This is a genomic window from Amycolatopsis sp. NPDC059021 (assembly GCF_042739895.1).
Lineage (GTDB): Bacteria > Actinomycetota > Actinomycetes > Mycobacteriales > Pseudonocardiaceae > Amycolatopsis.
Genome location: NZ_JBHYIQ010000097.1, coordinates 14,343 through 39,408, shown reverse-complemented (window position 1 = coordinate 39,408; position 25,066 = coordinate 14,343). Strand labels below are relative to the sequence as shown.

General features: G+C 69.1%; 26 protein-coding genes and 1 pseudogene. 13 read left to right on the top strand and 14 right to left on the bottom strand.

Annotation, left to right across the window (positions count from 1 at the left end; all coding sequences use genetic code 11):
- Positions 1 to 347 (bottom strand): annotated as a pseudogene (locus ACFWX1_RS38380) (recombinase RecB); the annotation flags it as partial.
- Between the two features lie 91 nt (positions 348 to 438).
- Between ACFWX1_RS38380 and ACFWX1_RS38375 the strand changes: the two are divergent.
- The gene (locus ACFWX1_RS38375) at positions 439 to 903 is read left to right on the top strand and encodes a DUF6474 family protein (RefSeq protein ID WP_378394755.1); all 465 of its coding nucleotides are present in this window, start codon (positions 439 to 441) and stop codon (positions 901 to 903) included.
- A 69-nt stretch (positions 904 to 972) separates the two neighbouring features.
- Here the strand turns inward: ACFWX1_RS38375 and ACFWX1_RS38370 are convergent, their stop codons facing one another.
- Genes ACFWX1_RS38370 through ACFWX1_RS38355 form a run of 4 tightly spaced genes read right to left on the bottom strand, consistent with a single transcriptional unit; the run spans position 973 to position 4,559 of the window.
- Positions 973 to 1,947 carry a glycine betaine ABC transporter substrate-binding protein gene (locus ACFWX1_RS38370; protein ID WP_378394754.1) on the bottom strand — a complete coding sequence of 325 codons (975 nt, stop codon included), beginning with the start codon at positions 1,945 to 1,947 and terminating at the stop codon, positions 973 to 975.
- Entirely contained in the window at positions 1,947 to 2,726 is a 780-nt protein-coding gene (locus ACFWX1_RS38365) for an ABC transporter permease (protein WP_378394753.1), read from the bottom strand. Before ACFWX1_RS38365 ends, ACFWX1_RS38370 begins: the two co-directional genes overlap by 1 nt.
- Positions 2,723 to 3,919, bottom strand: coding sequence for an ABC transporter ATP-binding protein (locus tag ACFWX1_RS38360; RefSeq protein WP_378394752.1), 1,197 nt, complete (start codon positions 3,917 to 3,919; stop codon positions 2,723 to 2,725). The genes ACFWX1_RS38365 and ACFWX1_RS38360 overlap by 4 nt, the downstream gene beginning before the upstream one ends.
- Complete coding sequence (locus ACFWX1_RS38355; protein ID WP_378394751.1) at positions 3,912 to 4,559, bottom strand: ABC transporter permease; 648 nt, start codon at positions 4,557 to 4,559, stop codon at positions 3,912 to 3,914. Before ACFWX1_RS38355 ends, ACFWX1_RS38360 begins: the two co-directional genes overlap by 8 nt.
- A gap of 371 nt (positions 4,560 to 4,930) precedes the next feature.
- On the opposite strand from ACFWX1_RS38355, the gene ACFWX1_RS38350 reads away from it, so the two are divergent.
- The 4 genes from ACFWX1_RS38350 to ACFWX1_RS38335 all read left to right on the top strand — a co-directional run bounded on the left by ACFWX1_RS38350 (position 4,931) and on the right by ACFWX1_RS38335 (position 7,854).
- Complete coding sequence (locus tag ACFWX1_RS38350; RefSeq protein WP_378394756.1) at positions 4,931 to 5,416, top strand: hypothetical protein; 486 nt, start codon at positions 4,931 to 4,933, stop codon at positions 5,414 to 5,416.
- A 76-nt stretch (positions 5,417 to 5,492) separates the two neighbouring features.
- Positions 5,493 to 6,272 (top strand): YcnI family protein, encoded by a 780-nt coding sequence (locus tag ACFWX1_RS38345; RefSeq protein ID WP_378394750.1) that lies wholly within the window; start codon positions 5,493 to 5,495, stop codon positions 6,270 to 6,272.
- A complete protein-coding gene (locus tag ACFWX1_RS38340) occupies positions 6,272 to 6,826 on the top strand; it encodes a copper resistance protein CopC (RefSeq protein ID WP_378394749.1) in 555 nt (184 codons plus the stop codon). The genes ACFWX1_RS38345 and ACFWX1_RS38340 overlap by 1 nt, the downstream gene beginning before the upstream one ends.
- A complete protein-coding gene (locus ACFWX1_RS38335) occupies positions 6,826 to 7,854 on the top strand; it encodes a copper resistance D family protein (RefSeq protein WP_378394748.1) in 1,029 nt (342 codons plus the stop codon). The genes ACFWX1_RS38340 and ACFWX1_RS38335 overlap by 1 nt, the downstream gene beginning before the upstream one ends.
- Before the next feature lie 242 nt (positions 7,855 to 8,096).
- On the opposite strand, the gene ACFWX1_RS38330 is transcribed toward ACFWX1_RS38335, so the two are convergent.
- Both ACFWX1_RS38330 and ACFWX1_RS38325 read right to left on the bottom strand, forming a co-directional pair.
- Entirely contained in the window at positions 8,097 to 8,984 is an 888-nt protein-coding gene (locus tag ACFWX1_RS38330) for a phosphotransferase enzyme family protein (RefSeq protein WP_378394747.1), read from the bottom strand.
- Positions 8,985 to 9,006: 22 nt separating this feature from the next.
- Complete coding sequence (locus ACFWX1_RS38325) at positions 9,007 to 10,401, bottom strand: tetratricopeptide repeat protein (protein ID WP_378394746.1); 1,395 nt, start codon at positions 10,399 to 10,401, stop codon at positions 9,007 to 9,009.
- Between the two features lie 309 nt (positions 10,402 to 10,710).
- Here ACFWX1_RS38325 and ACFWX1_RS38320 point away from each other — a divergent pair, with 309 nt between their 5' ends.
- Positions 10,711 to 11,067 (top strand): hypothetical protein, encoded by a 357-nt coding sequence (locus ACFWX1_RS38320; RefSeq protein WP_378325969.1) that lies wholly within the window; start codon positions 10,711 to 10,713, stop codon positions 11,065 to 11,067.
- A gap of 13 nt (positions 11,068 to 11,080) precedes the next feature.
- A complete protein-coding gene (locus tag ACFWX1_RS38315) occupies positions 11,081 to 11,506 on the top strand; it encodes a hypothetical protein (protein ID WP_378394745.1) in 426 nt (141 codons plus the stop codon).
- 340 nt (positions 11,507 to 11,846) lie between these two features.
- On the opposite strand, the gene ACFWX1_RS38310 is transcribed toward ACFWX1_RS38315, so the two are convergent.
- Together ACFWX1_RS38310 and ACFWX1_RS38305 are read right to left on the bottom strand one after the other, a co-directional pair.
- Positions 11,847 to 13,124, bottom strand: a complete 1,278-nt coding sequence (locus ACFWX1_RS38310) for an MFS transporter (protein WP_378394744.1) — start codon at positions 13,122 to 13,124, stop codon at positions 11,847 to 11,849.
- On the bottom strand, positions 13,117 to 14,439 hold the full coding sequence (locus ACFWX1_RS38305; RefSeq protein WP_378394743.1) for a GH1 family beta-glucosidase: 1,323 nt from the start codon (positions 14,437 to 14,439) through the stop codon (positions 13,117 to 13,119). The genes ACFWX1_RS38310 and ACFWX1_RS38305 overlap by 8 nt, the downstream gene beginning before the upstream one ends.
- A 134-nt stretch (positions 14,440 to 14,573) precedes the next feature.
- Between ACFWX1_RS38305 and ACFWX1_RS38300 the strand changes: the two genes are divergently transcribed.
- Both ACFWX1_RS38300 and ACFWX1_RS38295 read left to right on the top strand, forming a co-directional pair.
- A complete protein-coding gene (locus ACFWX1_RS38300) occupies positions 14,574 to 15,215 on the top strand; it encodes a TetR family transcriptional regulator (protein ID WP_378394742.1) in 642 nt (213 codons plus the stop codon).
- Positions 15,216 to 15,308: 93 nt separating this feature from the next.
- Entirely contained in the window at positions 15,309 to 16,049 is a 741-nt protein-coding gene (locus ACFWX1_RS38295; RefSeq protein ID WP_378394741.1) for a VOC family protein, read from the top strand.
- Here the strand turns inward: ACFWX1_RS38295 and ACFWX1_RS38290 are convergent, their stop codons facing one another.
- The gene (locus tag ACFWX1_RS38290) at positions 16,050 to 17,234 is read right to left on the bottom strand and encodes an amino acid deaminase/aldolase (RefSeq protein WP_378394740.1); all 1,185 of its coding nucleotides are present in this window, start codon (positions 17,232 to 17,234) and stop codon (positions 16,050 to 16,052) included.
- A gap of 90 nt (positions 17,235 to 17,324) precedes the next feature.
- Between ACFWX1_RS38290 and ACFWX1_RS38285 the strand changes: the two genes are divergently transcribed.
- The gene (locus ACFWX1_RS38285; RefSeq protein WP_378394739.1) at positions 17,325 to 18,632 is read left to right on the top strand and encodes a D-arabinono-1,4-lactone oxidase; all 1,308 of its coding nucleotides are present in this window, start codon (positions 17,325 to 17,327) and stop codon (positions 18,630 to 18,632) included.
- A gap of 47 nt (positions 18,633 to 18,679) precedes the next feature.
- Here ACFWX1_RS38285 and ACFWX1_RS38280 read toward each other — a convergent pair whose 3' ends face one another.
- Positions 18,680 to 19,075, bottom strand: coding sequence for a RidA family protein (locus ACFWX1_RS38280; RefSeq protein WP_378394738.1), 396 nt, complete (start codon positions 19,073 to 19,075; stop codon positions 18,680 to 18,682).
- A 189-nt stretch (positions 19,076 to 19,264) separates the two neighbouring features.
- Between ACFWX1_RS38280 and ACFWX1_RS38275 the strand changes: the two genes are divergently transcribed.
- From ACFWX1_RS38275 to ACFWX1_RS38265, 3 genes are all read left to right on the top strand, one after another.
- Positions 19,265 to 20,188: a LysR family transcriptional regulator gene (locus ACFWX1_RS38275; RefSeq protein WP_378394737.1), complete on the top strand. Its 924-nt coding sequence runs from the start codon at positions 19,265 to 19,267 to the stop codon at positions 20,186 to 20,188.
- Positions 20,189 to 20,318: 130 nt separating this feature from the next.
- Positions 20,319 to 21,620 (top strand): MFS transporter, encoded by a 1,302-nt coding sequence (locus ACFWX1_RS38270; protein WP_378394736.1) that lies wholly within the window; start codon positions 20,319 to 20,321, stop codon positions 21,618 to 21,620.
- Entirely contained in the window at positions 21,620 to 22,348 is a 729-nt protein-coding gene (locus ACFWX1_RS38265) for an SDR family NAD(P)-dependent oxidoreductase (protein ID WP_378394735.1), read from the top strand. The genes ACFWX1_RS38270 and ACFWX1_RS38265 overlap by 1 nt, the downstream gene beginning before the upstream one ends.
- Here the strand turns inward: ACFWX1_RS38265 and ACFWX1_RS38260 are convergent.
- Genes ACFWX1_RS38260 through ACFWX1_RS38250 form a run of 3 tightly spaced genes read right to left on the bottom strand, consistent with a single transcriptional unit; the run spans position 22,345 to position 24,643 of the window.
- Positions 22,345 to 23,295 (bottom strand): ribose-phosphate diphosphokinase, encoded by a 951-nt coding sequence (locus ACFWX1_RS38260; protein ID WP_378394734.1) that lies wholly within the window; start codon positions 23,293 to 23,295, stop codon positions 22,345 to 22,347. The two genes, ACFWX1_RS38265 and ACFWX1_RS38260, sit on opposite strands and share 4 nt — an antisense overlap.
- Before the next feature lie 24 nt (positions 23,296 to 23,319).
- Positions 23,320 to 23,970: an SDR family oxidoreductase gene (locus tag ACFWX1_RS38255; protein ID WP_378394733.1), complete on the bottom strand. Its 651-nt coding sequence runs from the start codon at positions 23,968 to 23,970 to the stop codon at positions 23,320 to 23,322.
- Between the two features lie 19 nt (positions 23,971 to 23,989).
- On the bottom strand, positions 23,990 to 24,643 hold the full coding sequence (locus ACFWX1_RS38250; RefSeq protein ID WP_378394731.1) for a hypothetical protein: 654 nt from the start codon (positions 24,641 to 24,643) through the stop codon (positions 23,990 to 23,992).
- Positions 24,644 to 25,066 lie beyond the last annotated feature (423 nt).

Genomic DNA, 25,066 nt, shown 5'->3' with positions numbered 1-25,066 from the left:
TGGACAAGCAGATCGACGCCGCCGCGCCGGTGGGCCGCGGTGTCGACGGGGAACAACGCGCCCCAGATGTGGCCGGCGCCTTCGGCGAGCGCGGCGTCGGTGCGCTGGACGCGTTCGGCCGCGGGCAGGTCACGCGGGATCGTCGCCCAGGTCGCGTCCGGCCCGGTCGCCGCCATGAGCCGTCGCAGGATCTCCTCGCGATGCGCCGTGGCATCGGCGATCCGCTGCTGCGCCGTCGGATCCGGCGGGGGCAGCGGAACGCCGCGCATCGCCGGGTCGTGCTCGAGGTGCACGCGACGACGGCAGCGGCTGACCGCCCCCGCGTCGAGCACCACCTCAGGTTCCATGCCGATCACTTTAGAAGCACACCGCCCAGCCGACATGCCCGCCACCTCGGGGACCAGTAAGTTCGACGTCGACACGTCGCGGAGGTGGGCTATGGCGCGTAAGGCCAAGCAGGTCGATGGTGAGGCACGGATCACACCGAAGAAGGCGAAGAACGCCATCGCGGTGGCGAAGGTGATCGGTCCCGCCGTGATCCCGGTGGTCGCGCCCTACGCTGTCCGCGCAGCCGGGGCAGCGCGCGAACTGTACGACCGCTACCAGGCACGGAAGCTGGGCGTGAGCGTCGACCAGCTCGGCGAGTACACCGGCCGCGGCGCCGCGCTGCACGCCAGGATCGCCGGGCTGGCGCAGGGGTTGGGGGAACTGCGGAAGTCGTCGAAGGCCTCGGAGGCCGACGTCTCCTTCGCCACCGACGCGCAGGGAACGCTGGAGCAGCTCTCGGCCACGGTCCGCGCCGCGGAACGCATGCCCGCGTCGCGGCGCAAGCCGGCCCATCGCGCCGTCGCCGGGGAACTCGACCGGCTCGAAGGCCAGCTCCTGCACCGCCTCGGCCTCTGACGTAAACGTCCGTGGGGGCCTCCCCAAGGGACCCAGAGTCCCTCAAGGAGGCCCCCACGGACCGCCGGGCTACTTGATGAAGCCCTTCGAGACCATCCAGTTGTAGGCGACCTTGCCCTTGTCGAGGCCGTCGACGTCGGCCTGCTTGCAGAGCTCGAGCATCTGCTTGTTGTCGATCGCCGCGGCCACCTTCTCCAGCGGGCCGCGGATCTCCGGATGCGCGTCCAGGAACGACTTCCGCAGCGTCGGAACGGCGTTGTACTGCGGGAACGCCTTCTTGTCGTCCTCGAGGACACGCAGGTTCAGCCCGGCGTTCCGGCCGTCGGTGGTGAACACCTCGCCCACCGGACAGGTCCCGTTCGCCACCGCCGTATAGATCGTCCCGATGCCGAAGTTCTTCACCTGCGGGTTCTGGAACCCGTACGTCTTGAGCGCCGCGGGCCAGCCGTCCTGACGGCTGGTGAACTCGGTTTCCAGGCAGAACACGCCCTGATCCGGCTGCTTCTTGAGGAACGCGGCGAGATCCGACGTCGTCTTCAAGTTGTTCTTCTCGCCGTAGGCCTCGGTGACCGCGAAGGCGTACTGGTCGTTGAGCGGCGAGTAGTTCAGCCACGCGACGCCGTACTTCTGCTCGTCGGCCGCCTTCGTCGCTTCGTACTGCGCCTTCTCACCGCCCGGCACCGGCAGCTCGTTGCCCTGGTAGTTGATCCACCCGGTGCCGGTGTATTCCCACGTGACGTCGGTCTGGCCGTTGAGCAGCGCCTGCCGCGAGGAGTTCGAACCCTTGATATCGGTGAGGTCGATGACGTTCGCACCGGCAGCGGAAAGCGCCATCTCGGCCATGTAGCCGAGGATGATGTTCTCGGTGAAGTCCTTCGACCCCACCGTCACCTTGAGCCCCTCGAGCGAGGGGATCGGCTGGATCGACCCGGGGTGGATCGTGTACGGCACCCCGGTGTTGACGTCCAGCCCACATCCGGCCAGCGACACCGAAAGCAGCACCGCCCCGGCCAGCGCCACGATCCTGCGCTTCAAGCGGCGCATCAGCGAAGTCCCTTCGGTCCGAAGTACTGCTCGGCGACCGCGCCCAGCCAGTCCACCAGCAGCGCCAGCGCGACGGCCAGCACCGAGCCGGTGATCAGCACCTTCGTCAGGTTGAGCTTGTAGCCGGTGTCGATCAGCAGGCCGAAGCCGCCGGCGTTGACGAACATGCCGAACGTCGCCGTCCCGACCGCCAGCACCAGCGAGGTGCGCAGACCGGCCAGGATGAGCGGAATGGCGAGCGGCATTTCGACCCGCCACAGCACGCTCGAAGCCGACATCCCGATGCCGCGCCCGGCGTCGATCAGCGCCGGGTCGACCTGCTGCAGGCCGACCAGGGTGTTCCGCAGCACCGGCAGCAGCGAGTAGAACGCCAGCGGCAGCGAAGCCACCCAGATCCCGCCGACCGCGCCGGTGACGATGAACCACAGCACCAGCACGCCGAGCGCGGGCGCGGCCTGCCCGATGTTCGCGATCGCCAGGAACACCGGCGCGGCCCACTTCGCCCACGGCCTGCTGACCAGGATGCCCAGCGGCACCGCGACGGCGACCACGATCGCCGTCACCACCAGCGTCATCAGCACGTGGTCCTTCAACGCGGTGAGCAGCGACGCCGCGTTCAGCGTCGCCTTCTCCGTCGCGGTCAGGCCGCTGGAGAACACCCAGATCAGCACCGCCGCGACGATCACGAGCACGACGACGGGCTGCGCGAACAGCCGGACACGCTCCGCGCCACGCGAACTGGATTCGGTCGTGAAACCGGTATCGACGGCGGCCGTCATGCGGGAGCGCCTTCCGACTCGTCGGCTTCGTGCTCACCGGGGTGATCGTCGGCGTGCTCGTCGCGCAGCTGCTGGATCGTCGAGATCACTGTCTCCAGGTGGATCGTCCCGGCGTACTCGCCGCGAGAGCCGGTGACCGGCACCGCGCCACCCTCGGCGAGCATCGCTTCGAGCGCGTCCTGCAACGTCGACTGCAGGCTGACGACGTCACGCAGCGGACGTCCCGCCGATTCCAGCGACGTCGCCGAGGTGAGTTCCCGTAGGTGCACCCAGCGTGCGGGGCGCCGCCGGGCGTCGAGCACGAGGACGAAGTGCTTCCGTTGCGCGGCAAGCTTTTCCCGCACGGCGGCCGGGGACTCGTCGATCCCGGCGGTGAGCGCTTCCTGCTTCAGCTCCACGTCACGGACACGCATCAGCGTGAGCTGCTTGAGCGACGCGCCCGCGCCGACGAAGCCGGCGACCGTGTCGTTGGCCGGGTTGGCCAGGATCGCTTCCGGGGTGTCGTACTGCAGGATCGACGACTTGTTGCCCAGCACGGCGATCTTGTCGCCGAGCTTCACCGCCTCGTCGAAGTCGTGCGTGACGAACACGATCGTCTTCTTCAGCTCGGTCTGCAGGCGCAGCAATTCGTCCTGCAGGTTGCCCCGGGTGATCGGGTCGACCGCGCCGAACGGCTCGTCCATCAGCAGCACCGGCGGGTCCGCGGCGAGCGCCCGCGCCACGCCGACGCGCTGCTGCTGGCCACCGGAGAGCTGACGCGGGTAGCGGTCGCGGAAGTCGCGGGGGTCCAGGCCGACCAGGTCCATCATCTCCTCGACCCGGTCGTTGACCTTCTTCTTGTCCCAGCCGAGCAGTCCGGGCACCACGCCGATGTTCTGCGCGACGGTGAAGTGCGGGAACAGCCCGGCCTGCTGGATCGCGTAACCGATCCCGCGGCGCAGCTTGTCGACGTCGAACTTCAGCGCGTCCTCGCCGCCGACGGTGATCCGCCCGGACGTCGGCTCGATCAGCCGGTTGATCATCCGCATCGTGGTGGTCTTGCCACAGCCGGAAGGGCCGACGAAGACGACGATCTTGCCGGCGGGCACGACCATCGAGAAGTCGTCGACAGCGGGTTCGCGCGTGCCGGAGTAGCGCTTGGTGACGTGTTCCAGCTCGATCTCGACGCCGGAAACCTGCTCGTGCTCAGCCACGGACACCCCTAGAGACGGTGAAACGGTTGATCAGGACGTAGATGCCGTCGAGGACGAGGGCGAGGATGACGACCCCGATCGTCCCGGTCAGCGCCTGGTTGAGTGAGTTGGTGCTCCCCGCGTTCGTCAGCCCGGAGAACACCTCGCCACCGAGGCCCGGCCCCTTCGCGTAGGCCGCGATGACCGCGATGCCCATCAGCATCTGCGTCGCGACCCGCATACCGGCCAGGATCGCGGGCCAGGCCAGCCGCAGCTCGACGCGGGTCAGCACGCCGAAGCGGCTCATCCCGATGCCGCGGGCCGCGTCGGCGACCGCCGGGTCGACGCCGTCGAGGCCGACGATGGTGTTCCGGACGATCGGCAGGAGCGCGTAGAGGACTAGGGCGATGACCGTCGTGGTCGAACCCAAACCGGAGAGCGGGATCAGCAGACCCAGCAACGCGAAGGACGGCACCGTGAGGATCGTGCTGGCCAGCGCCGTGGCCACGGCCGAGCCGACCGGGCTGCGGTAGACCGCGACACCGATCAGCACGCCGAGGACCGCCGCCAGGATCGTGCACTGCACCACCACGCTGACGTGCAGGAGCGCTTCCAGATAAAGCTTGTCCCACCGGTCCGAGATGTACTCGAAGAGATTCATCCGTGTCTGTTCTCCTGCCGCGTGTGGAGGATCACCGTCACTCGTTCGGAGTAACCCTCTGATCGGCAGTGTCACTACCCGGAACAGAGTCGGCTCAAACCCCCTTGACCGCTGTTGGTAAAGCACCGTTCCCCATCGCCCCGGGTTCGGCAACCGACGCTGGCCCCGTGTCGAGCCGCCTTAACCCGATCGAAACCGGCTGACCTGGCCAAACCCGCCGATGTCAACAATCCGGCTGCAATCCGGCCGCACTGTCTCACCACGTGCTCACTGGATGGCGAGTGCTCGCTCACGCTGTGGTGCTCCCTTAATCTGTTCGCGTGAGCATTCCTGTCCAGCACCGCGGCGCGTTACGCGCTGTGCGTGGCGGACTGCTCGCCGTCAGCTCCGCGGCACTGGCCGTCACGGCGCACGCCCTCGCCGACGGCGAAGTACCGGACGCGGCGCTGACCCTCCTGCTCACCGGGCTCATCGGCTGGACCGCGACCGCGCTCGCCGGCAAGGCACGCGGACCGCTTGCCACCATCGCCCTGCTCGGCGGCGGCCAGCTCGTCATGCACCTCGTGCTCACCACGCTCGCCGGGCACGGCATGGCGGACGCCGGTGCCGGGCTCTCGATGACCGCCGCGCACGCCGTCGCCACCGTGCTCACCGCGCTGCTGCTCGCCCGCGCCGACGCGATGCTGCTCGCGGTGCTTTCGGCCCTGCGTGCCGTCCTGCCGCTGCTGCTCGGCGTCCTCCCGGTGCCCGCGGCGGCCGCCGTCCCGCTGCCGGTCCGCACCGCGAGCCCCGGCCATCTGCTCGACATCCAGCTCCGTCGCGCGCACGGGCGACGCGGTCCGCCCGTCTGCTCCTGAACCCCAGCTTCATCCCCTTTCTCCGGCGGATCCCCCGAGATTCCCGCCACCCCCATACCCCGTTCAGGAGTTTTCCGTGTCCAAGCACGTCTTCAAGCGCGCCGGTTTCCTGGCCGCCACCATCGGCATCACCGGCCTGCTCGGCGCCGGCGTCGCCTCCGCCCACGTCAGCGCGAACGTCTACGGCACCCAGCCGACGAAGGGCGGGTACGGCGCCATCTTCTTCCGGGTGCCGAACGAGGACGCCAACGCGGCCACCGTCAAGGTGTCGGTCGACCTCAAGCCCGAGTACGGCATCGGCAGCGCCCGCACCCGCCCGATTCCTGGCTGGACCTCCGAGGTCACGAAGAGCAAGCTGCCCGCGCCGGTGACCACCGCGTCCGGCACGCAGATCACCGAGGCCGTCACCAAGATCACCTGGACCGCGCAGCCCGGCACCAAGATCGGCCCCGGCAACACGTCGTTCGAGGAGTTCGAGATCAGCGCGGGCGCGTTCCCGGCCAACGTCGACCAGATCGAGTTCCCGGCCGAGCAGACCTACGACAGCGGCAAGGTGGTCAACTGGAACCAGCCGACGCCGCCGAGCGGTGAGGAGCCCGAGCACCCGGCGCCGGTCGTGAAGCTGGCCGCGAAGGGCGCGAGCGGGGGCGCCCACGGCGGAGGGCCCGCAAGCAAGGAAGGCGACCACGCCGAAGCGGCGTCGTCCCCCGACAACACGGCACGCTGGCTCGGTGGCGCCGGGCTCGTCGTCGGCGCGCTCGGCCTCGGCGTCGGCGCGGGCGCGATCCTGCGTTCCCGCCGTCCGGCCGCCACCGGCACCACTGACACCACGAAGAACGAAGAGGGAACCAAGTAATGCGCAAAGCGCTCACCGCGCTGGCGATCACCGGGGTGGCCTTGCTCAGCACGGCCACCCCGGCGCTGGCGCACAACGTGCTGGTCTCGTCCGATCCGGCCAAGGACGCCTCGGTCGCGACCGGGCCGTCGCAGGTCAAGCTGACGTTCGACCAGTACGTGCAGAACGCCGACGTCAACCAGATCGCGGTGACCGGCCCGAACGGCGGACAATGGGCCGAGGGCCCGGTCAAGGTGGAGAACAACGTCGTCAGCGCCCCGCTGCGCGCGCTCGGCCCGGCCGGGAAGTACACCGTCGGCTACCGGATCCTCTCCGCCGACGGGCACGCGGTGACCGGCGAGATCCCGTTCACCCTCACCACCGCGGGCACCGGCACCCCGGCGAGCGTCGACGCGGCGCGCTCCGGCGGTACCGGTCAGCCCGCGGGCGCGGCCCAGCCGTCCTCGGGCGGCGGAGTGCCGATCTGGGTGTGGATCGCGGGGGCCGTCGTGCTGCTCGCGATCGGGCTGACCGTCGCGCTCCGCACCGGCGGCACCAAGGAGAAGGGCCAGTAATGACTCGGGCCGGGACTACCACAGGAGTCCGCTACGCCACGCTGGTCTGCGTGGTGGCGGCGGGCATCGTCGGCGCCCTCATCGGCGTCGCGCTGACCGCCACCGCCCCGGTGCCCGGGGTGGCGCAGGTCAGCGAGGTGGTCTCGGCCGCCATCCCGGTCGTGCGTGTGCTGCTGGATCTTTCCGCGGTGACCACGATCGGGCTGGCGTTGCTCTCGGTGCTGGTCGGCTACGACCGGCCGAAGCTGACCGAACCGATCATGCGGATCGCCCGCCCTGCCGGCGTCGCCGCCGCGCTGGTGTGGGCGGCGACCGCGATCGTGACGCTCATCCTGCAGACCGCCGAGTTCAAACCGGGTTCGCCGAGGCTGTCGATGGGCGACATCGGCAGCTACATCGCCGAAGTCGGTGCCGGGAAGGCGCTCGTCATCGTCGCCGTGCTCGCCCTGCTGCACGCCGGGCTCGGCGCGTTGTCGCTGCGGCACGGCGAAAAGGTGCCCGCCGAGGTGCGGGTCGGTCTCGGCCTGTTCGCGCTGCTGCCCCTGCCGGTCACCGGGCACGCGTCGAACTGGAACTACCACGACTACACGATGATCTCGATGGAGCTGCACGTCATGAGCGCCGTCGCCTGGACCGGCGGCCTCGGCGCGATGGGCGTGCTGCTGGTCGCCAACCGAACGCTGCTCGCCCACGCACTGCCACGGTTTTCGAAACTGGCGACGCTGTGCCTGATCATTTCCGCGGCCACCGGGCTGTTCAACGGCCTCATCGAGATCTCGCTCAACCCGACCATCGGTTTCTGGGCCGGGGTGTTCACCACGCCGTACGGCCAGTTGGTGCTGCTGAAACTGCTCTGCACCGGCGCGATCGCCGTACTCGGCGCGAATGTGCGCTGGCGGCTGATGCCGCAGATCATCCGGCACAACCGCACCGCTTTCGCCGCGTGGGCGACGCTGGAGCTGACCGTGATGGGGCTGGCCTTCGGGTTCGCGGTGGTCCTCACCCGCGCTCCGGTCGTCGCTTCCTGACCGGCACTCCTTGCGCCACTGTGTACCTCGGCTCCGGGCGGCGTTGGCCTACTCCCGGACGAGTGATCAACTTCCCAACCGTTAACACTCCGTGATTGCAACTTGCACATTTGGGGGAAGCGTGATCCATTGGAGGTGACAGGTCGGGCAGAATTATCTACTCTCCGAAGACGATTTTGCTAATGCGGCGAACGGTCTTTTGTCATCGCTGAATGCACGTGCATTTCGCGTATTGAGCGAAGTCAGCGATAGCGCGACCAGCGCGTTCCGGTACGGCCGTGCCGCAGATCGTCCAGTCGCCGGTACAGCTCCGCCCGCACCTGCGGATGGCTGCGCAGAATGGGCAGCACGCTGGTCGTCAGCTTCAGCTCCCGCACCGCCCTGAGCACGGAGAACCCCGGCCAGGCGGTGACGTCGAAGCCGTACGCGGCGGCGAACGCGCGGTACCGCTCCGGCGGGTCACCGAAGCGCGCGCTACCCACGGCCAGCGGCGTCAGGTCCCATTCCGGCGGCCCGACCCCGGAGGAGTCGAAGTCGCAGAGCACCGGGCCGTCCGGGCCGGGAATGAGGTTGCCGGGGTAGGCGTCGCCGTGCACCAGCCCACGCGGCAGCGGGAAGTCCAGCGAGGCCAGCGCGTCATCCAGCTCGGCACAGCGGTCCAGCAGGAAACTCCGGTCGTCCTCGGCGATTTCCTCGGCATCCGACACCCTGGCCCGCACCGCGGCGAGTGGCGCCCACGCGGCGAGCCCGTCCGGCGGGTCGAGTGCGTGGACCCGGCGCAGCAGCCCGGCGAGATCGGCCACGGTCGCCGGACGGCCGGTGCTCGGCACCTCGTGCCAGACGGTCACCAGGTGCTCGCCGACGTGCAGGGGCTGGTCGACGCCGTCGAGCAGGCGGATCGCCGGGATGCCGTGCCGTTCGAAGTGCTTCGCGACCCGGACCACCGTGCCGACGCGATGCCGTAGCCGGGTCGACCCGACGATCCGGACGACGACCGGCGCCGAGGCCAGCGCGTACACCGCGTTGTTCGTGAAGCGCAGCAGCCGCGCTCCGGCGGGGTCGAGTCCGAGCAACGCGCAGGTCGCTTTCAGCGCGCCGTACAGCTTCTCGGGCGTGAATCGGCCGTCCAAGACGGTCCCAGCGGCTCCTGCGTCAGGCCGCGTAGAAATCGTGCAGGCGGCCGGCGAGATCACGTGCGTCGGGGTTGTTGCTGCGCCGCTCGGCTTCTTCCCGCAGCGGCTTCATCCGGTCCTTCACCCGCTCGGACTTGAGGCTCTCGGCGCAGTCGATGGCCTTGCCTCCGACCTTCGCGCCGTGGTCGATATCGCCTTCGAGCAGGTGGTTCGTGGCCAGCGCGCTGAGCATGAACGCCTTGCTGCGCGCCATGTCGTCGTCGTAGGTGTCGACCGCGCGGGTCAGCGCCGGGATGGCGTACTTGGTGTGGTCGGCGTTCTGCTGCGCGAGCACGGTGTGCACGGTGCCGACCATGGCGTAGACGTCGGTCTCGGTGAAGAACTTGACCCAGGACTCGGCTTCGGCGAGGTTGGCCCGCTCGAACTCGTCCTTGCTCCGGCCGAGCAGCTTCACCGCCTGCTCCTCGTTGCCCATCATCGCGTAGGCCCACGCCTCGTTGGCGCACAACACCGAAACCGCCAGTTCGGAGCCGGATTCCTGAGCCGCGATCTGGCCCAGCTGGAACAGCTTCAGCGCGTCGTTCGGCGCGTCCTGGTGCAGGTACACCCGGCCCATCCGGTAGAGCACGTTCGCGACCAGCGGGTGGTTGTCGCCCTGTTTCGCCAGATCGAGCGCGTTGGCGAAGTGCCCGCGGGCGGAGTCGAGCAGGCCGGTGTCGAACGAGGTCCAGCCGGCGAGGCTGTGCAGGTCGGCGAGCGCGACGAAGAGCCTGTTCTTGACCACCTCGGTGCCGTTGGCCTCGAGCATCTGCTGTCCCCACGACAGCTGCGCGACCACCGCGTCCCGGCAGAAACCACCGCCGTACTGGTAATCCAGCGCCCGCAGGGCCCTGGTCGCGGCCTCCACCTGGCGCACGTCGGTCATCCCGATCCGGCCAGGTGCCGGCGTCCTCGCCGGTCCGGCCGACCACGTTCCCGATTCCGGTCCGAACACCGCCGCGCCCATCGTGACCTGGGCAGCGTGCGCGAGGAACCTCCGTCGCTTCACGGATTCGTCCTCCTCCGCCTGCTGGCCGCCGACGGAGCCGACGACCCGTATCGCTGTGGCCTCGTCGTAGGCGAGGCCCATGTATCCACGTTGGACACCCAGTCCGTCGGCGATCCTCGTGAGCACGTCGTAGGCCATGACCTGCCGGCCTTTGAGGATCTCCGACACCTCGGACTGTGACTGGCCGGTCAGCGCGGCGATCTGGCGCTGCGAGATGCCGTGCTTGCGCAACAACCGGTACACGGCACTCACGTCCCGGACGGCCAGTGCCGCCCGCATCTCGGCCTGTTCCCAGGCCTCCGCCGGAACCGTGTGACCCTGCCGGGCCTCGGAACCGGGTCCGTTGCCGCCACCATTGGCGTCCATTGCGCCCCCTCACCGTCCGTCGGGCGTCTGTGAAACAGCGTAGGCAAAGCTCTTGAACCGTGTGAAACAGCGAAACCGCGCCCTGATCGGTCCGGGCGAAGTTCCTCGACCGCTTACCGTGGAACCGCGTCCGGTCACCGCTATGACGCCGTTTCGACCTTCTATCCCACTCGGTTTCACTTCACTGTAGTTGTCAGATCTCCGTCACCGACCGGATACCGGCAGCGATTACGGAGAGCTACGAAAACCGGTCGAGAGGAACCAGCGCCGGACAAGCGGACAGCAGGACTACAGAGCGGAGAAGAGCCAGTGGAGTTCGTGGACTCGATCGCAGCCGGGCACGCCGGTACCGCCATGCGACCTGTGCGGCCGGCGGCGATCACGAAGGCGGCGGCCATGAACACGACGCCACAGGCACCTCGCCCCATCGCCTCCGCGCCCGTCGACCCCCGTACCGCGAGCCTGCGCCGGTACGAAGGCGGGCAGCTGGTCTGGCGCGTCCAGTGCGGCGATCTGATCAGCCGCGAGCGCGCGGTCACGGTTTTCGTCGAAGACAACCAGGTGGTCCTCGTGTCGCCTCCCGGCGAGACGGCGCGACTGACCTCCGGCCAGCTCGGCCAGCTCAGGGCCGCGCTCAACGAAGCCGCCAAGATGGCGGAAAGGTAACGGTGAGCTCTCGATGGATCAGGTACTAGGCCAGGTCCTGCGCAACGCGGTCTGGGAACGCCTCGACATGCTGGCGGACCTCGCGAACCGCGCGGACGCGCAGTCGCTGGTGTCGGTGGCCCGCTCCGAACTGCCCCGGCTGGCCGAAGGCTGGCGCACCATGCTGAAGGCACACGAGCCCGACGAGCGCGGTGACTGCCCGACCTGCTCGACGCGGTGGCACCGCTGCAAGGCGCCGTGCTCGGTCTGGCAGGCCGCGCACGAGCACCTCGTCGCGGGCGGCCTCGCCCCGCAGCAGACGACGAGCACGAGCAGGCTGCGTCCGGGCAGGCGCCGTGCCGCCGTCCCCGGCCAGTCCCGCGGCGGTGCGCCCACGCCCGCCGAAACGACAGGACGGCACGCACTGGTCCCGCCCCGGCGGGCCGCCGCACCGGCCTGACCCGACCCGGCGAGCACGACAGCCTGCCGACCCGCCCCCATCGGCCCGATGTTGTGTTCGCCCCGGCCGAAGCGGACTTGTCCGGATCCCCGACCGTGACAGGTCGACGCTCGGCAACCATCCCGGTCCCCACCGCGATTAATCGAAAAATTTCTGCGAAAACCCTAGCGGACGGCATAATCCGACCGCTAGATTGCGAAGATCATCAACAGTAGGATGCGGTTTTCGTAGATCGCGCCCTACACCCCGCCCACGAGTGGCCCCTTGATTCCGCGGGCCGGTGCCGTTGCACTCCCCTCCCCCGACCGGCACCGGCCCGCGGTTCCACATCCCATACCGGTCAGCTGACCGACTTCACCCGCGTGACCAGGATCCCGGCGATCACCGTCGCGGCGGCCGACGCGGTGAACAACGCCGGATAGCCCCCGAACGACGCGAGGATGACGGTCGTCAGCAGCGGTGCGACGACCTGCGGCAGCGAGTTCGCGATGTTGACGACACCGAGATCCTTCGCGCGGTCCTGCGCGGCGGGCAGCACCTGCGTCAACATCGCGAGCGCGACAGCCATGTACGTGCCGAAGCCGACACCGAGCAACGGGGACGCCGCGAGCGCGACCGGCCACGTCTGCCACACCACCAGCAGGAGCGCGGCGAGTGCCATGACCGCCGACGCGCCGAGGACGTACGGCTTGCGGCGGCCCGACTTGTCGGAGAAGTGCCCGGCGAGCACCGCGCCGATCACCAGCGCGAAGCCGTAGAGCCCCATCATGATCAGCAACCCGGTGTCCGGGTCCGGGTAGTGCACCGCGTCCTTGAGGAAGAACAACAGATACAGCGTCCCGAACGCGTTGCCGAGGTTGATCATGAAGTGGCAGGCCCACGCCCACGCGAAGTCCGGATGCCGCCGCGGGGAGACCCACAACTCCGCCAGCACCTCGCGCACCCGGGTGGACGGACGGAACGCGATCGGCAGCCGCGCGTCCGGTGTCCGCAGCACGAACGCCGCCGCGCCGCCGAGAACGATCGCCGCGCAGACGGCATAGGCCAACGGCAACCCGGCGAGGTCGAGCATGACCACGACCACCGCCGAGCCGAGCACCGTGCCGAGCATCTGCGCGATACCGACGAGGCCGCCGGCCTGCGCGCGCTGGGCGATCGGCACCCGGTCGGCCATCCCGGACATCAACGTCGCGAGCATCCCGTTGAGCCCGGCCTGCACGAGACACCAGCCGACCGTCATGACCGCGACGTCCGGCGCGATCGCCAGCACGAGCAGCCCCGCCGCGGCGACCGTCGCGCCCGCGACCGTCCACGGATGACGGCGGCCGAAGCGCGAGCAGGTGCGGTCGGACAGCAGCCCGATCGCCGGATTCGTCACCATCGCCACGACCGCGCCGACGCCGGTGACGAGGCCGAACACGAACTCCTTGTCCGCGGCGGCGAGCAGTTCCGCCTGTTTCGGCAGCAGCACCTGGATCGGCGCGTAGATCCCGAGCCAGAGCGCGAAATTGGCGGTGAACAGCAGGCTCATCCAACCCGCGCGGACCCGGACGACCGGTTCGGCCAGCGCCTCCGGGATTTCGGACGGCGGCTGCGGGCCCGCGGCGATCTCACTCATGGCGCACCAGTTTCCGGTACCAGTGGAAGGAATCCTTGGGCGTGCGGCGCTGCGTCTCGTAGTCGACGTGCACCAGGCCGAACCGCGGCGCGTAGCCCTTGGACCATTCGAAGTTGTCCAGCAGGGACCAGACGAAATAGCCGCGGACATCCACCCCGGTGTCCATCGCCTCGCGCACCGCGCCGAGGTGCCCGGCGAGGAAGTCGACACGCTCGGGGTCGTGCACCGCGCCGTCTTCGCCGACCTCGTCGGCGAAACTGCAGCCGTTTTCGGTGATGTGGACGGGCGGCAGGTTCTCCTGATAACGCTCGTGGAAGGACACCAGCAACTCGCGCAGGCCGTGCGGGACGATCGGCGAATCGTTGGTCGTCATCGGATAGCCCTCGATCGGGCGAAGTTCGAACGGGAGCGGGTTGCCCTCGCCGGGCGCGGCGACGCCCTGCGGCTCGTAGTAGTTGACGCCGTAGAAGTCGAGCGGCTGCGCGATGGTCGGCAGATCGTCGGCGAATCCCTCGGGCAGATGCGGATGCAGCTGCTCCGGGTAGGTCCCGAGCAGGACGGGATCGGCGTAGAGCCGGTTGATCAGCGCGTCGAGCCATTCACCCGCCGCGCGATCGGCCGGCGTATCGGCGGCAGGCCAGATCGGCGAGTGATTGTTCGCGGTGCCGATGCCCGTGGCGCCGGCGGCGCGCAGCGCCTGGACCGCCTTGCCGTGCGCGAGCGCCTGGTGATGCGCGGTGGGAACGGCGTCGAGCAACAGCGTCTTGCCCGGCGCGTACTCGCCGATCGCGTAGCCATAAATCGACATGACCATCGGCTCGTTGAGCGGAATCCACAATTTCACCCGATCGGCGAATCGCTCGCCGAGGATCGCGGCGTACTCGGCGAACCGGTCCGCGGTGTCGCGCGAAAGCCAGCCTCCGTCGTCCTCGACGGCCTGCGGGCTGTCCCAGTGATAAAGCGTGACGACGGGGGCGATGCCTGCCTCGCACACGGCGTCGATCAGCTTGTCGTAGAAGGAAATTCCCTCCGGATTCGGGGCGCCTTTCCCGGTGGGCTGGATACGCGGCCAGGCGACCGAAAGCCGGTACGCGCCGACGCCGAGTTCGGCCATCAGCGCGACGTCTTCGGGGTACCGGTGGTAATGATCAGCCGCGACGTCGGCGTGTTCACCGCGTGCTACCTTGCCCTCGGTCGCGGTAAAAGTGTCCCAAATGGACGGTCCGCGGCCACCCTCCTTGGTGGCTCCCTCGATCTGGAAGGCCGAAGTCGAAACTCCCCAGAGGAAATCGGGCGGGAAGGTCGGATTCTCCACCGGCTACGCACCTTTCGTCCTGCCACCCGTCCGGGTGAATGTGAAAAGTTCTCATATACTAGGTCGTCGTCCGGGCCGGGGGAAGCCCGTCGGCACGATAAAGTCCCAGATCGGAAAGTGGAGGAGGAACATCAGTGCCCGACGTCGAGGCCTCGAAGGTGTCCGCTGACACCACCCCTCTCCGGCGGCAGCCGGTGCAGCAGCGCAGCGCGAAGCGTGTGGAGCAGATGCTCGACGCGAGCGCCGCGCTGATAGACGAGCTCGGCTACGACGCACTGACCACGACGCTCATCGCGAAGCGGGCGGGTGTCGCCGTCGGTTCGCTGTACCAGTTCTTCCCGGACAAGCGGGCCGTGGTCCAGGCGCTGACCCAGCGCAACATGGAACGCTTCGTCGCCGCGGTGAACGAGCGGCTGACCGAGCTCAGCCCGGAGCACTGGTGGGACGTCGTCGATTCGATCCTCGACATCTACCTGCGGATGCACCGCGAAGTGCCCGGATTCTCCAAGGTCCACTTCGGCGACGTGGTCGACCGCCAGCTGCTCGACGACGACCGCGACAACAACGCCGTGCTCGTCGACTCGCTGACCGACATCCTCAGCGTGCGGGTGGACCGCCCGATCGAGGACCTCCGCTTCGCCATCACCATCGCCAACGAGGCCGCCGACGCACTGCTCAAACTCGCGTTCCGCCGCGAGCCGCGTGGCGACGAGAAGATCGTCGCGGAGACGAAGTACCTGGTGAAGGGCTATCTGGCGAGCAAGTTCGGCGAATGACGCTGATCAGTAAGCGCCTTCCCCGCATTGAGGACCAGAACTGACCTAAACGCTGTCTACCCTCGGCCGGGTCACCGAACGAGGGAGCACACGATGAGCCGAGTCGACCACAACCAACCGCTGGGTACGCCCGTGTGGATCGAGCTTGAGGTGGCGGATCTGCCCGCGACCCAGGCGTTCTACGGGTCCGTTTTCGGCTGGGAGTTCGCCACCGGTGAGCACGGCACCACCTGCCTGCTGCGTGACCTGCCGGTCGCGGGCCTGCGCGAGTCGATGTCCGCGGGCGGCGGCTGGACCGTCCACCTGGCCACCGACGACTGCGACGGCACCGCGAAGCAGGCCGTCGCCGAGGGCGGCACGCTGCTCGAAGAACCGTACGACCTCGGTGAGGAGGCTCGCGTGGCGCTCGTCGCCGACCCGACGGGCGCGCGGTTCGGGCTGTGGCAAGGACGCTCCCGGCCGGGATGCCGGCTGGTGAACGAGCCGGACACGCTGGTGCGCAACGACCTGGTCACCCCCGCCGCCGAACGGGCGCGGGCCTTCTACACCGCGGTCTTCGACTTCACACTGGACGGCAACGACGATCTCCCCGGCGTCGACTTCACCTTCCTGCGCAGGCCCGACGGGCACGAGATCGGCGGCATCATGGGCTCGGCCGAGGCAGCGGCGTCGAGTTGGGCGACGCTGTTCGAGGTCGCCGACGCCGACGAAACCGCGGCGCGAGTCAAGGCCGCGGGCGGGAAGGCCACCGCGCCGGAGGACACGCCCTACTGCCGGATGTCCACGATCACCGACCCGTGGGGCACGGAGTTCTCAGTAGGGGCGCGGCCCTGATCAGCCGAAGTTCTGCTGCTCGCCGCGGTAGGTCGGCACGGTGCGCTCCACCCGGTCGCCGGAGACCAGGTGATAGTGCGTGAACCGCTCGGCGAGTTCGCCCGCCTTCGCGTGACGCATCCAGACGCGGTCGCCGAGCCTCAGCGACCGGGCCGCTTCGCCGGTGACCGGCGTCTGGACTTCGCCCGCGCCTTCGAAACTCAACAGCGAAAGCCCCGAAGGCAGGTACGGCGTTGGGACGCGCGAAGGGCCTGTCGGGCCTGAAGCGATGTAGCCGCCGGAGTAGAGCGTCGCGACGTTGCGCGTCGGGCGGCGCACCACCGGCAGTGCGAACAACGCGGCCGGACGCGGTGAGAAGTGGGCGTAGCCGTCGAAGAGCGTCGGGCCGATCAGCCCCGAACCGGCCGCGACCTCAGTGACCGCGTCCTCCGCGACAGTGGACTCGACGCTGCCGCTGCCCCCGCCGTTCACGAACTCCAGCTCCGCGATCGCCCGCACGGCCCGCACCGCGGCCCCGCGACGTCGTGCCAGCTCGGCCGCCGACCGACGCTGCATCCAGCCGACCACCGCGTTCTTCGGACGGCCGCCGTCGGCGTCGCCGAGCCCGGCGATCTGCCCCTCGTACCCCATCATCCCGGCCAGGCGGAAACCCTTGCGCGCCATGATGATCCTGGCGAGTTCGGCGGCCTGCTTCGGGGTGAAGACCGGCGACCGCCGGGTACCCACGTGCACGCCGGGCAACGGGCGCCACGACGCGTCCAGCTCCAGGCACACCCGGATCTCCGGATGCCCGTTCCCGAGCGCGGCGTCCACCAGATCCAGATGCTCGGCCGAATCGACCATGATCGTGATCGCCGCCCGCGCACGTTCGTCCGCCGCGAGCCTGCGCAGCGCGCCGTAGTCGGCCGTCGGGTACGCGACAACGACGTCGTCGGTGGTGCCCTGCTCGACGTGCCATACGGCTTCGGCCAGCGAGTAGCACATCAACCCGGTGAAGCCCGGCTTCGCGAGCACCCGTTCCAGCAGCGCACGGCAGCGCACGGATTTACTGACCACCCGGATCGGCTTCCCCGCGGCGCGGCGCACCAGGTCGTCGGCGTTCGCGTCGAAGGCCGCCAAGTCGACGACGGCGAACGGAGGATCGAGGTCCTTGGTCGCCGCGTCGTACACCGTCGCACTGGTCACCGCTCTAAAGTACGACAACAAGGCTTGAAACGCGAATACTATTCACTTACTGTTTCGGCACTCACACCTCTGACGAACAGGTGCAGACGCATGACACGGTGGAGCAACTGGGCCGGTACCGCGCACGCCTCACCGCAGCGCGTCCATCAGCCCCGCAGCGTGGCCGACATCGCCGAAACCGTCGCGACGGTGGCCGCCGCAGGTCACAGCGTCCGCGCCTGGGGCAGCGGCCATTCCTTCACCGCGATCGCCGTCGCCGACTCGGACGCGCTCGACCTGACCCGCTGGACCGGCATCGAAAAGGCCGACGTCTCGACCGGGCTCGTGACCGTTCGCTCGGGTACGACGTTGCGGCAGCTCAACGCCGAACTCGACGCACTCGGCCTGGCGATGACCAACCTCGGCGACATCGACGCGCAGACCGTCGCGGGCGCGATCTCGACCGGAACCCACGGCACCGGCGCGAAATTCGGCGGCATCGCCACGCAGATCACCGCGCTCGAACTCGTCCTCGCCGACGGCTCGGTCGTGAGCTGCTCGGCCCAAGAACGTCCGGAGCTCTTCGCCGCCGCGCGGGTCGGGCTCGGCGCGCTCGGCGTCATCACCACCGTCACGCTCCAGTGCGAACCGTCCTTCGTGCTCTCCGCCCAAGAACGCCCGGAACCGCTGGAACAAGTCCTCGAAGGTTTCGACGAGTTCGCCGCGAACAACGACCACTTCGAGTTCTACTGGTTCCCCTACGGGCGCAACGCACTGGTCAAGCGCAACAACCGGCTGCCTGCCGACGCCGAGCGCAAGCCACTGAGCAGGCTGAAGCAGTTCGTCGACTACGACCTCACCGAGAACATCGCCTTCGGCGGGCTGTGCCGCATCGGCCGCGCGGTGCCGAAACTCGTGAAACCGCTGGGCGGGTTCGCCTCGCAGGTGCTCTCGGAACGCGACTACAGCGACGTCTCCCACCGCGTGTTCGTCACGCACCGCGGAGTCCGGTTCACCGAGTCGGAATTCGCGGTGCCGCGCGAGTCCGTCCTCGACGTGCTCGCCGAACTGCGCGCGCTCGTGCCCCGGCTCGAGAACCCGGTGATGTTCCCGGTCGAGGTCCGTGTCGCCGCGGGCGACGACATCTGGCTGTCCACCGCACACGGCCGCGACTCCGCCTACATCGCCATCCACCAGTTCACCGGTATGCCGTATCGCGAGTACTTCGCGGCCTTCGCCGACATCGCGGGTCAGGTCGGCGGCCGTCCGCATTGGGGCAAGATGCATGACCTGGACGTGCACACGCTGCGGACGCGCTACCCGCGCTTCGACGATTTCCTGCGTATCCGCAAGGAGGTCGACCCGGCGGGCGTGTTCACCAACACCTACCTCGACCGGGTCCTCGGGCCACTCACCTAGCGCCTGTTGCTGATTTCCGTTGTGGCACAACGTGGCCAGCCGGGCCGTCAGCAGGCCGCGACGACCTCGATCTCGATCAGCACGCCGGGGATGGCCAGCCGGGAGATCTCGACGGTCGTGCTCGTCGGCAGGTCGCCGGTGAAGTACTTCGACCGCACGGCAACGTAGTCGCCCACCGCGTCCATGTCGGTGAGGAACGTCCGGATATTGACGACGTTGCCGAACGTCGCGCCGTGTGCTTCGAGGATCTCGCCGATCGTCTCGAGGACGAACTTGGCCTGCTCGGCCATGCTCCCGTCGCCGACGAGCCGGCCCGCCGAGTCGACCGCGAGTTGCCCGGCGACGAACAGCAGGGTGCCGTCGCCGATGGTCAGCTTGCCGACGTGGGAATAGGTGCCGACGGGCGCCGGTACGGTCGCGGGGTTGTCGAAAGTGATCTGCATGAACAGCTCCTGTCGCTGCGATCGAATGTCGTCGATGACGTGATGCGGGTCTTGATCGGCCGGCTGTGTCGCCGGTCCGGCCTCCGGCGATCCGGCCCTGCGGCAAGGCTATGGCGGCACAGTGCCATGCGACCAGCGAAGATCTCGCACAGCTAGCATGCGAGTTACGCATGAATAAGGGAGGCCGCGATGGACACCGCCTGGCTGGAGGTCTTCCGTGAGGTCGCGCAGCGTGGGTCGTTCACCGCCGCGGCGAAGGCCATGGGCTACACGCAGTCCGCCATCTCGCGGCAGGTCTCCTCGCTGGAGAGCGCGGTCGACGCGCCGCTGTTCGACCGGCTGCCGCGCGGCGTACGTCTCACTGCCGAAGGCCACGTCCTGCTCGGCCACGCGGAGGCCGTGCTCGACCGGCTCGGCACCGCGCGAAGCGACCTCACCGCCCTTCGCGACCTGGCCGGTGGCCGGCTGCGGATCGGCGCGTTCCCTACTGCCGACGCCTCCTTGGTCCCGCGGGCGATCGCCGCCTTCCAGCACGCCCACGCCAAGGTCACGCTGTCACTGGTCGAAAGCCTGACGCCCGGCCAGCTGGCCCAGCTGCACAGCGGCGACATCGATCTGGCGGTGGTGAGCACCGCGCCGTCCCGACCGCTCGACACCGCCGGTCTCGACCTGCACCACCTGCTCGACGACACGATGTTCGTGGCGCTGCCGCCCGCCCATCCGCTGGTCGGCCGGGGTGTGGTGCGGCTGGCCCAGCTCGCCGAGGAACGCTGGGTCGCCGGCCGCGGCCGGGTGGACGACGCCTTGATCACCGCCGGCACGCTTGCCGGCTTCCGGCCGCGGATCGAGCTGAGGGCCGCCGAGTGGATCGCCAAGCAGGGCCTGGTCGCGGCCGGGCTGGGGATCGCGCTCGTCCCGTCGCTGGCGGTGGACGCGACCCGGCCGGACATCGCGCTCGCCCCGCTGCACCGGGACGACCTACCGGCTCGGGCCGTGTACGCCGCCACGCTGAGCGGCCTGACCAAGCCGCCCGCGGTCACCGCGTTCCTCGAATTCCTGGACGCCGCGGCCGCGGAACTCGCCGACGAGACCGCCGACCGGGTGAACACCTGACCGGGCACTCGCCGAATGACCCGCGAGCCGTGACCCACTACGGCCAGACCCGTTGCACCCCAACGGAAACACCGCAGAAAGAGGCTCTTGGCCTCTTGCCGGGCACCGCCGCGCGTGATCACATCGGAGGGTGAACAGCACGAGCACGGAAGCGCCGTCGCGGCGCCGGATCGCGACCGCCAGCTTCATCGGCACCGCGATCGAGTTCTATGACTTCTACATCTACGGGACCGCAGCCGCGCTGGTGTTCGGCACGGTGTTCTTCCCGAAGTTCTCCACGCTCGCCGGCACACTGGCCTCGTTCGCGACGTTCGCGGTCGGGTTCATCGCCCGCCCGCTCGGCGCTGTCCTTTTCGGACATTTCGGTGACCGGCTCGGCCGCAAGCGGATGCTCATCGTCTCGCTGCTGCTGATGGGCGGGGCGACCGTGGTCATCGGGCTCATTCCGTCCTATGAGGACATCGGGGTGGCCGCGCCGATCCTGCTCGTGATCACGAGGTTCCTCCAGGGCATCGGCCTCGGCGGGGAATGGGGTGGCGCGGTGCTGCTCGCCACCGAGTACGCGCCACCGGGCAAACGCGGGCTGTACTCGGCGTTCCCGCAGCTCGGCCCCGCGATCGGGTTCGTGCTGGGCAACGCGTTGTTCCTGATCCTCAACGCGACGATGTCCGCCGACACCTTCCGCTCGATCGGCTGGCGCATCCCGTTCCTGGCCTCGGCCATCCTGCTGGTCGTCGGCTTCTACATCCGGATGCGCATCGCCGAGACGCCGATCTTCCAGGCCGCGCTCGACAAGCAGGAGCGGGCCCGCGTCCCGTTCTTCGAGCTGCTGCGCCGCCAGCCCGGCGTACTCGTTCTCGCCACGTTGTCGTTCATCCTTGCGCACACGCTCTTCTACACGGTCACGACGTTCGTACTCTCCTACGGCACCGGAACGCTCAAGGTCAGCCGCACGACGATGCTCGTCGCGGCCATGATCGCGGTGTCGATCATGGGCGTGCTGACGCTGGTGTTCGCGGTGTACTCGGACCGGATCGGCCGCAAGCTGCTGTGCACCGGCTCGGCGATCATCGCCGCACTCTGGGCGTTCCCGATGTTCTGGCTGATCGAAACCCGGGAGCCGGTGCTGATCACGCTCGGCATGACCGGCGGCATGCTGTGCTTCGCGATGCTCTACGGCCCGATGGGCGCCTTCCTGCCCGAGCTCTTCCGGGTGCGGTTCCGCTACTCCGGCTCATCCTTCGCCTACAGCGCGGCGGGCGTCGTCGGCGGCGGGGTCAGCCCCATCATCGCGACCGACCTGCTGGCGAAGACCGGCTCGTCCACGCCGATCTCGCTGTACCTGATCGGGATCGCGGTGATCTGCCTGGTCTCGCTGCTGCTGATGCGGGAGACGAAGGACGCCGACTTCACCGACGGCCTGGGGCGGTGATGTTCGCGCTCGACGGCGTGCACGCGGTCGTCACCGGCGCCGCCCGCGGGATCGGCCTGGCGACGGCCACCGCCTTGGCGGGCCAGGGCGCCAAGGTCACGCTGATCGACCGCGACGTCGCGACACTGGCCGCTTTGGACAGTCCACACCGGACGATCGCGTTGGACGTCGCCGACCATGACGCCCTCGCCGACGCCGTCCGGACGTCGTTGGCGGACGGGCCGGGCCACGCGGTGCTGGTCAACAACGCGGCGCTGCTGGACACCACACCGCTGGCCGACCTGACGCCCGAACGCTGGGAGCGGGTCCACACGGTCAACCTGACCGCGGCCCTCACCACGATCCGTGCCGCGATCGAGCCGATGCGGGCGCGCGGCGGCCGGATCGTGAACGTCGCGTCGGTCGCCGGACGTCAGGGCGGCGGACTGCTCGGCACAGCGGCGTACGCGAGTTCCAAGGCGGGCCTGATCTCGCTGACCCGCAGCGCCGCGCGCGAACTGGCCACCGAGGGGATCACGGTCAACGCCGTCGCACCTGGTCCCGTCGATACCGGTCTCATCCACGACCAGGACCCGGAACTCCTGCGCCGCATCCTCGCCGCCGTGCCAGTGGGACGTCTCGGGACGGCCGAGGACATCGCGGCGGCGGTCTGTTTCCTCGCCTCGGCGGAGGCGAGCTGGATCACCGGCGCCGTCCTCGACGTCAACGGCGGCGCCCTGATGGCTTAGGCGGGCTCGAACAACGCGCTGACGGACTCGCCGTTGTGGATGCGGCGGATCGCCTCGGCCATCGCCGGGGCGATCGACAGGATCTTGAGCTTGTCCGTGCGCTCGTCCTCCGGGATCGGCACCGTGTTAGTGCAGACGATCTCCAGGACGTCCTCCTGCGCGCCGATCCGCTCGATCGCCTTCGCGGCGAAAAGCCCGTGCGTACAGGCGACGCGGATCGAACGCGGCTTCAGCTCGCGGAGCCGGTCCAGCAGTTCGAGGACCGTGCTGCCCTTGGCGATCTCGTCGTCGAGGACGATCACGTCACGGCCGGTGATCTCGCCGATCACGGAGCTGATCTGGACGCGGTCATCGGCGAAGCGTTGCTTGGCCCCGGCGGCGACCTGCGCGCCGAGCAGCCGCGCGAAATGTGCGGCCTCCTTGGCGTTGCCCAGATCCGGCGACACCACGGTGGTCTGCGAAAGGTCGTACTGCCGGAAGTACCGGGCCAGCTCCTGCAGCGCGTGCAGATGATCGACCGGGATGTCGAAGAAGCCGTGCACCTGCGGCGAATGCAACGTCATCGCCAGCACCCGATTCGCGCCGGCGGTGACCAGCAGATCGGCGACGAGCTTGCCGCCGATCGAGATCCGCGGCGCGTCCTTCTTGTCCGAACGCGCGTAGGAGTAGTGCGGGATGACGGCGGTGATGCGCGCGGCGGAGGCGCCACGCGCGGCGTCGAGCATCAGCAGCAGCTCGACGAGGTTTTCCTGCACCGGGCGGACCAGCGGCTGGATGATGAAGACGTCGCGTTCACGGCAGTTGGCCTGCAGTTGCACCTCGAGGCAGTCGTTCGCGAACCGCTGCACCCGCACGGGAAGCAGGGGGACGCCGAGATGCGCGCAGATCTCCGCTGCGAGCTCGGGATGGGCACTTCCGCTGAAAACGGCGATCTCGCGTGCGCTCACTTCCGACAGCCTAACTGCCCTCCGTCAGAGTGCCGCGAGGGCTTCGGCGACCGTCAGATCCCCGGAGATCAGCTCCAGCGTGCGGCCCGCGGTCTCGGGCGCGTCGAGCAGGCCGACGAGGGCGCGGGCGACGTCCTCACGCGGGATCTTGCCGCGGCCGGTCGAGTCCGAGAGGTACACCAGCCCGGTGCCGGGGTCGTCGGTCAGCTGGCCCGGTCGCAGGATCGTCCAGTCGAGATCGCGGGCCCGCAGATCGTCCTCGGCGGCCTTCTTGGCTTCCAGGTAGACGCGGAATTCCGGGCTGAACGCGGGCGAGTCGAGCTTGTCGGTGCCCATCGAGCCGACCTGGATGTGCCTGCGCACCCCGGCCCGTTCGGCCGCTTCCCCGAACAACGCGGCGGCGCCACGGTCCACAGTGTCCTTACGAGCGGTACCGCTGCCCGGCCCGGCGCCCGCCGAGAAGATCGCCGCGTCGGCACCTTCGAGCACCTTGGCCACAGCGTCCACATCGGACTTCTCGAGGTCGAGCACCACGGCACGGGCACCGACCGCTTCGAGGTCCGCCACATGATCGGGATTGCGGACGATCCCGACCGCCTCGTCCCCGCGCGCGGCGAGCAGCTTTTCCAGCCGCAGCGCGATCTGACCGTGTCCACCGGCAATGACGACTCGCATACCGGCGAGCCTAGTCGCGTCACTCGACGTCCGCTGGCACCTCGGTGGCGCGCAGGAGCTGGTCGTAGACGAGCTCGTTGACGAACCGGGAGACCGGGTCCTCGGCGAGCAGGATCCGCTCGTCGCGGCCCTCCAGGTCGAGGTCGATCATCGCGTTCGGGTCGGCGGTGACGACGGCGAGGCCGTACGCGCGGGCGCGCGGGAGACAGTTGCCGACGTAGTCCTCCGTCAGTACGGCTGGCGATGGCAGAACCATCGCGGCCTCGCCGTAACGTGCGAACGGAACCGCGGAGGCCATCGCGGTGCGCCAGTGCCGGGCGACCGCGAGGACGCCGATGATCTCGGCGGCCGGCGCGGGTGCGGTCGCGGCCAGCTCCGGCCAGGTCCAGGTGTCGACGGTGGCGCGGTCGGCGACGGGACCGACACCCATCGCGATCCGCTCGGCGTGCACGTCGGTGCGCAGCCGCGCGACCACACAGACCTTGCGGCCGAGCATGGTCGTCTCGGGCAGCGCGACACCGTGCCAGCCCAGCAGCGCGGCGGCCTTGCGGGCCAGCTCTTCGACGCTCGCCGGAAGCTCGATCGGCGGCACCACACGGCTGGGCAGGGACCGGCTGCGCTTCGCGCTCCCGGTGACCGCCGAGCTCTCGGTGTTCTGAGGTGTAGCCGCCACGAGTCCGCCTCCTTCAACCCTGTACCGCTCGTGCCAGCGGAAACCGGCACAGGTACTTGAGTACCAGTGCGGCGGCGCGGGGTCTCCGGGTAACGGGAGTGGCTGCGATCGACGGCGCTCAGCGGTCGGTGACCGGTCGACGGGCGGTCGTCAGACTTCGGTCCGACCGTGCCGCCAACCGAGTGAGAGCAAGGTGAGTGGCATTACTGTGCGCCCGCGAACAACTACCGAAGGCACAAAACCAGGGTAGAGCAAAGGAATCAACGTGCTAGACCATTCGGCCCAGTCGACTCGGATTCCACAATGGACGTCGAAGCGGTGACCAGCGAAAGCGGTTGCCGTTGCCCCATCCGTGTTCCCTCACCCGGTTGGAGGTGACTTGCGCCGCAGCGCCCGGGCGGCGCCCGGGTTTATGGTTACTCG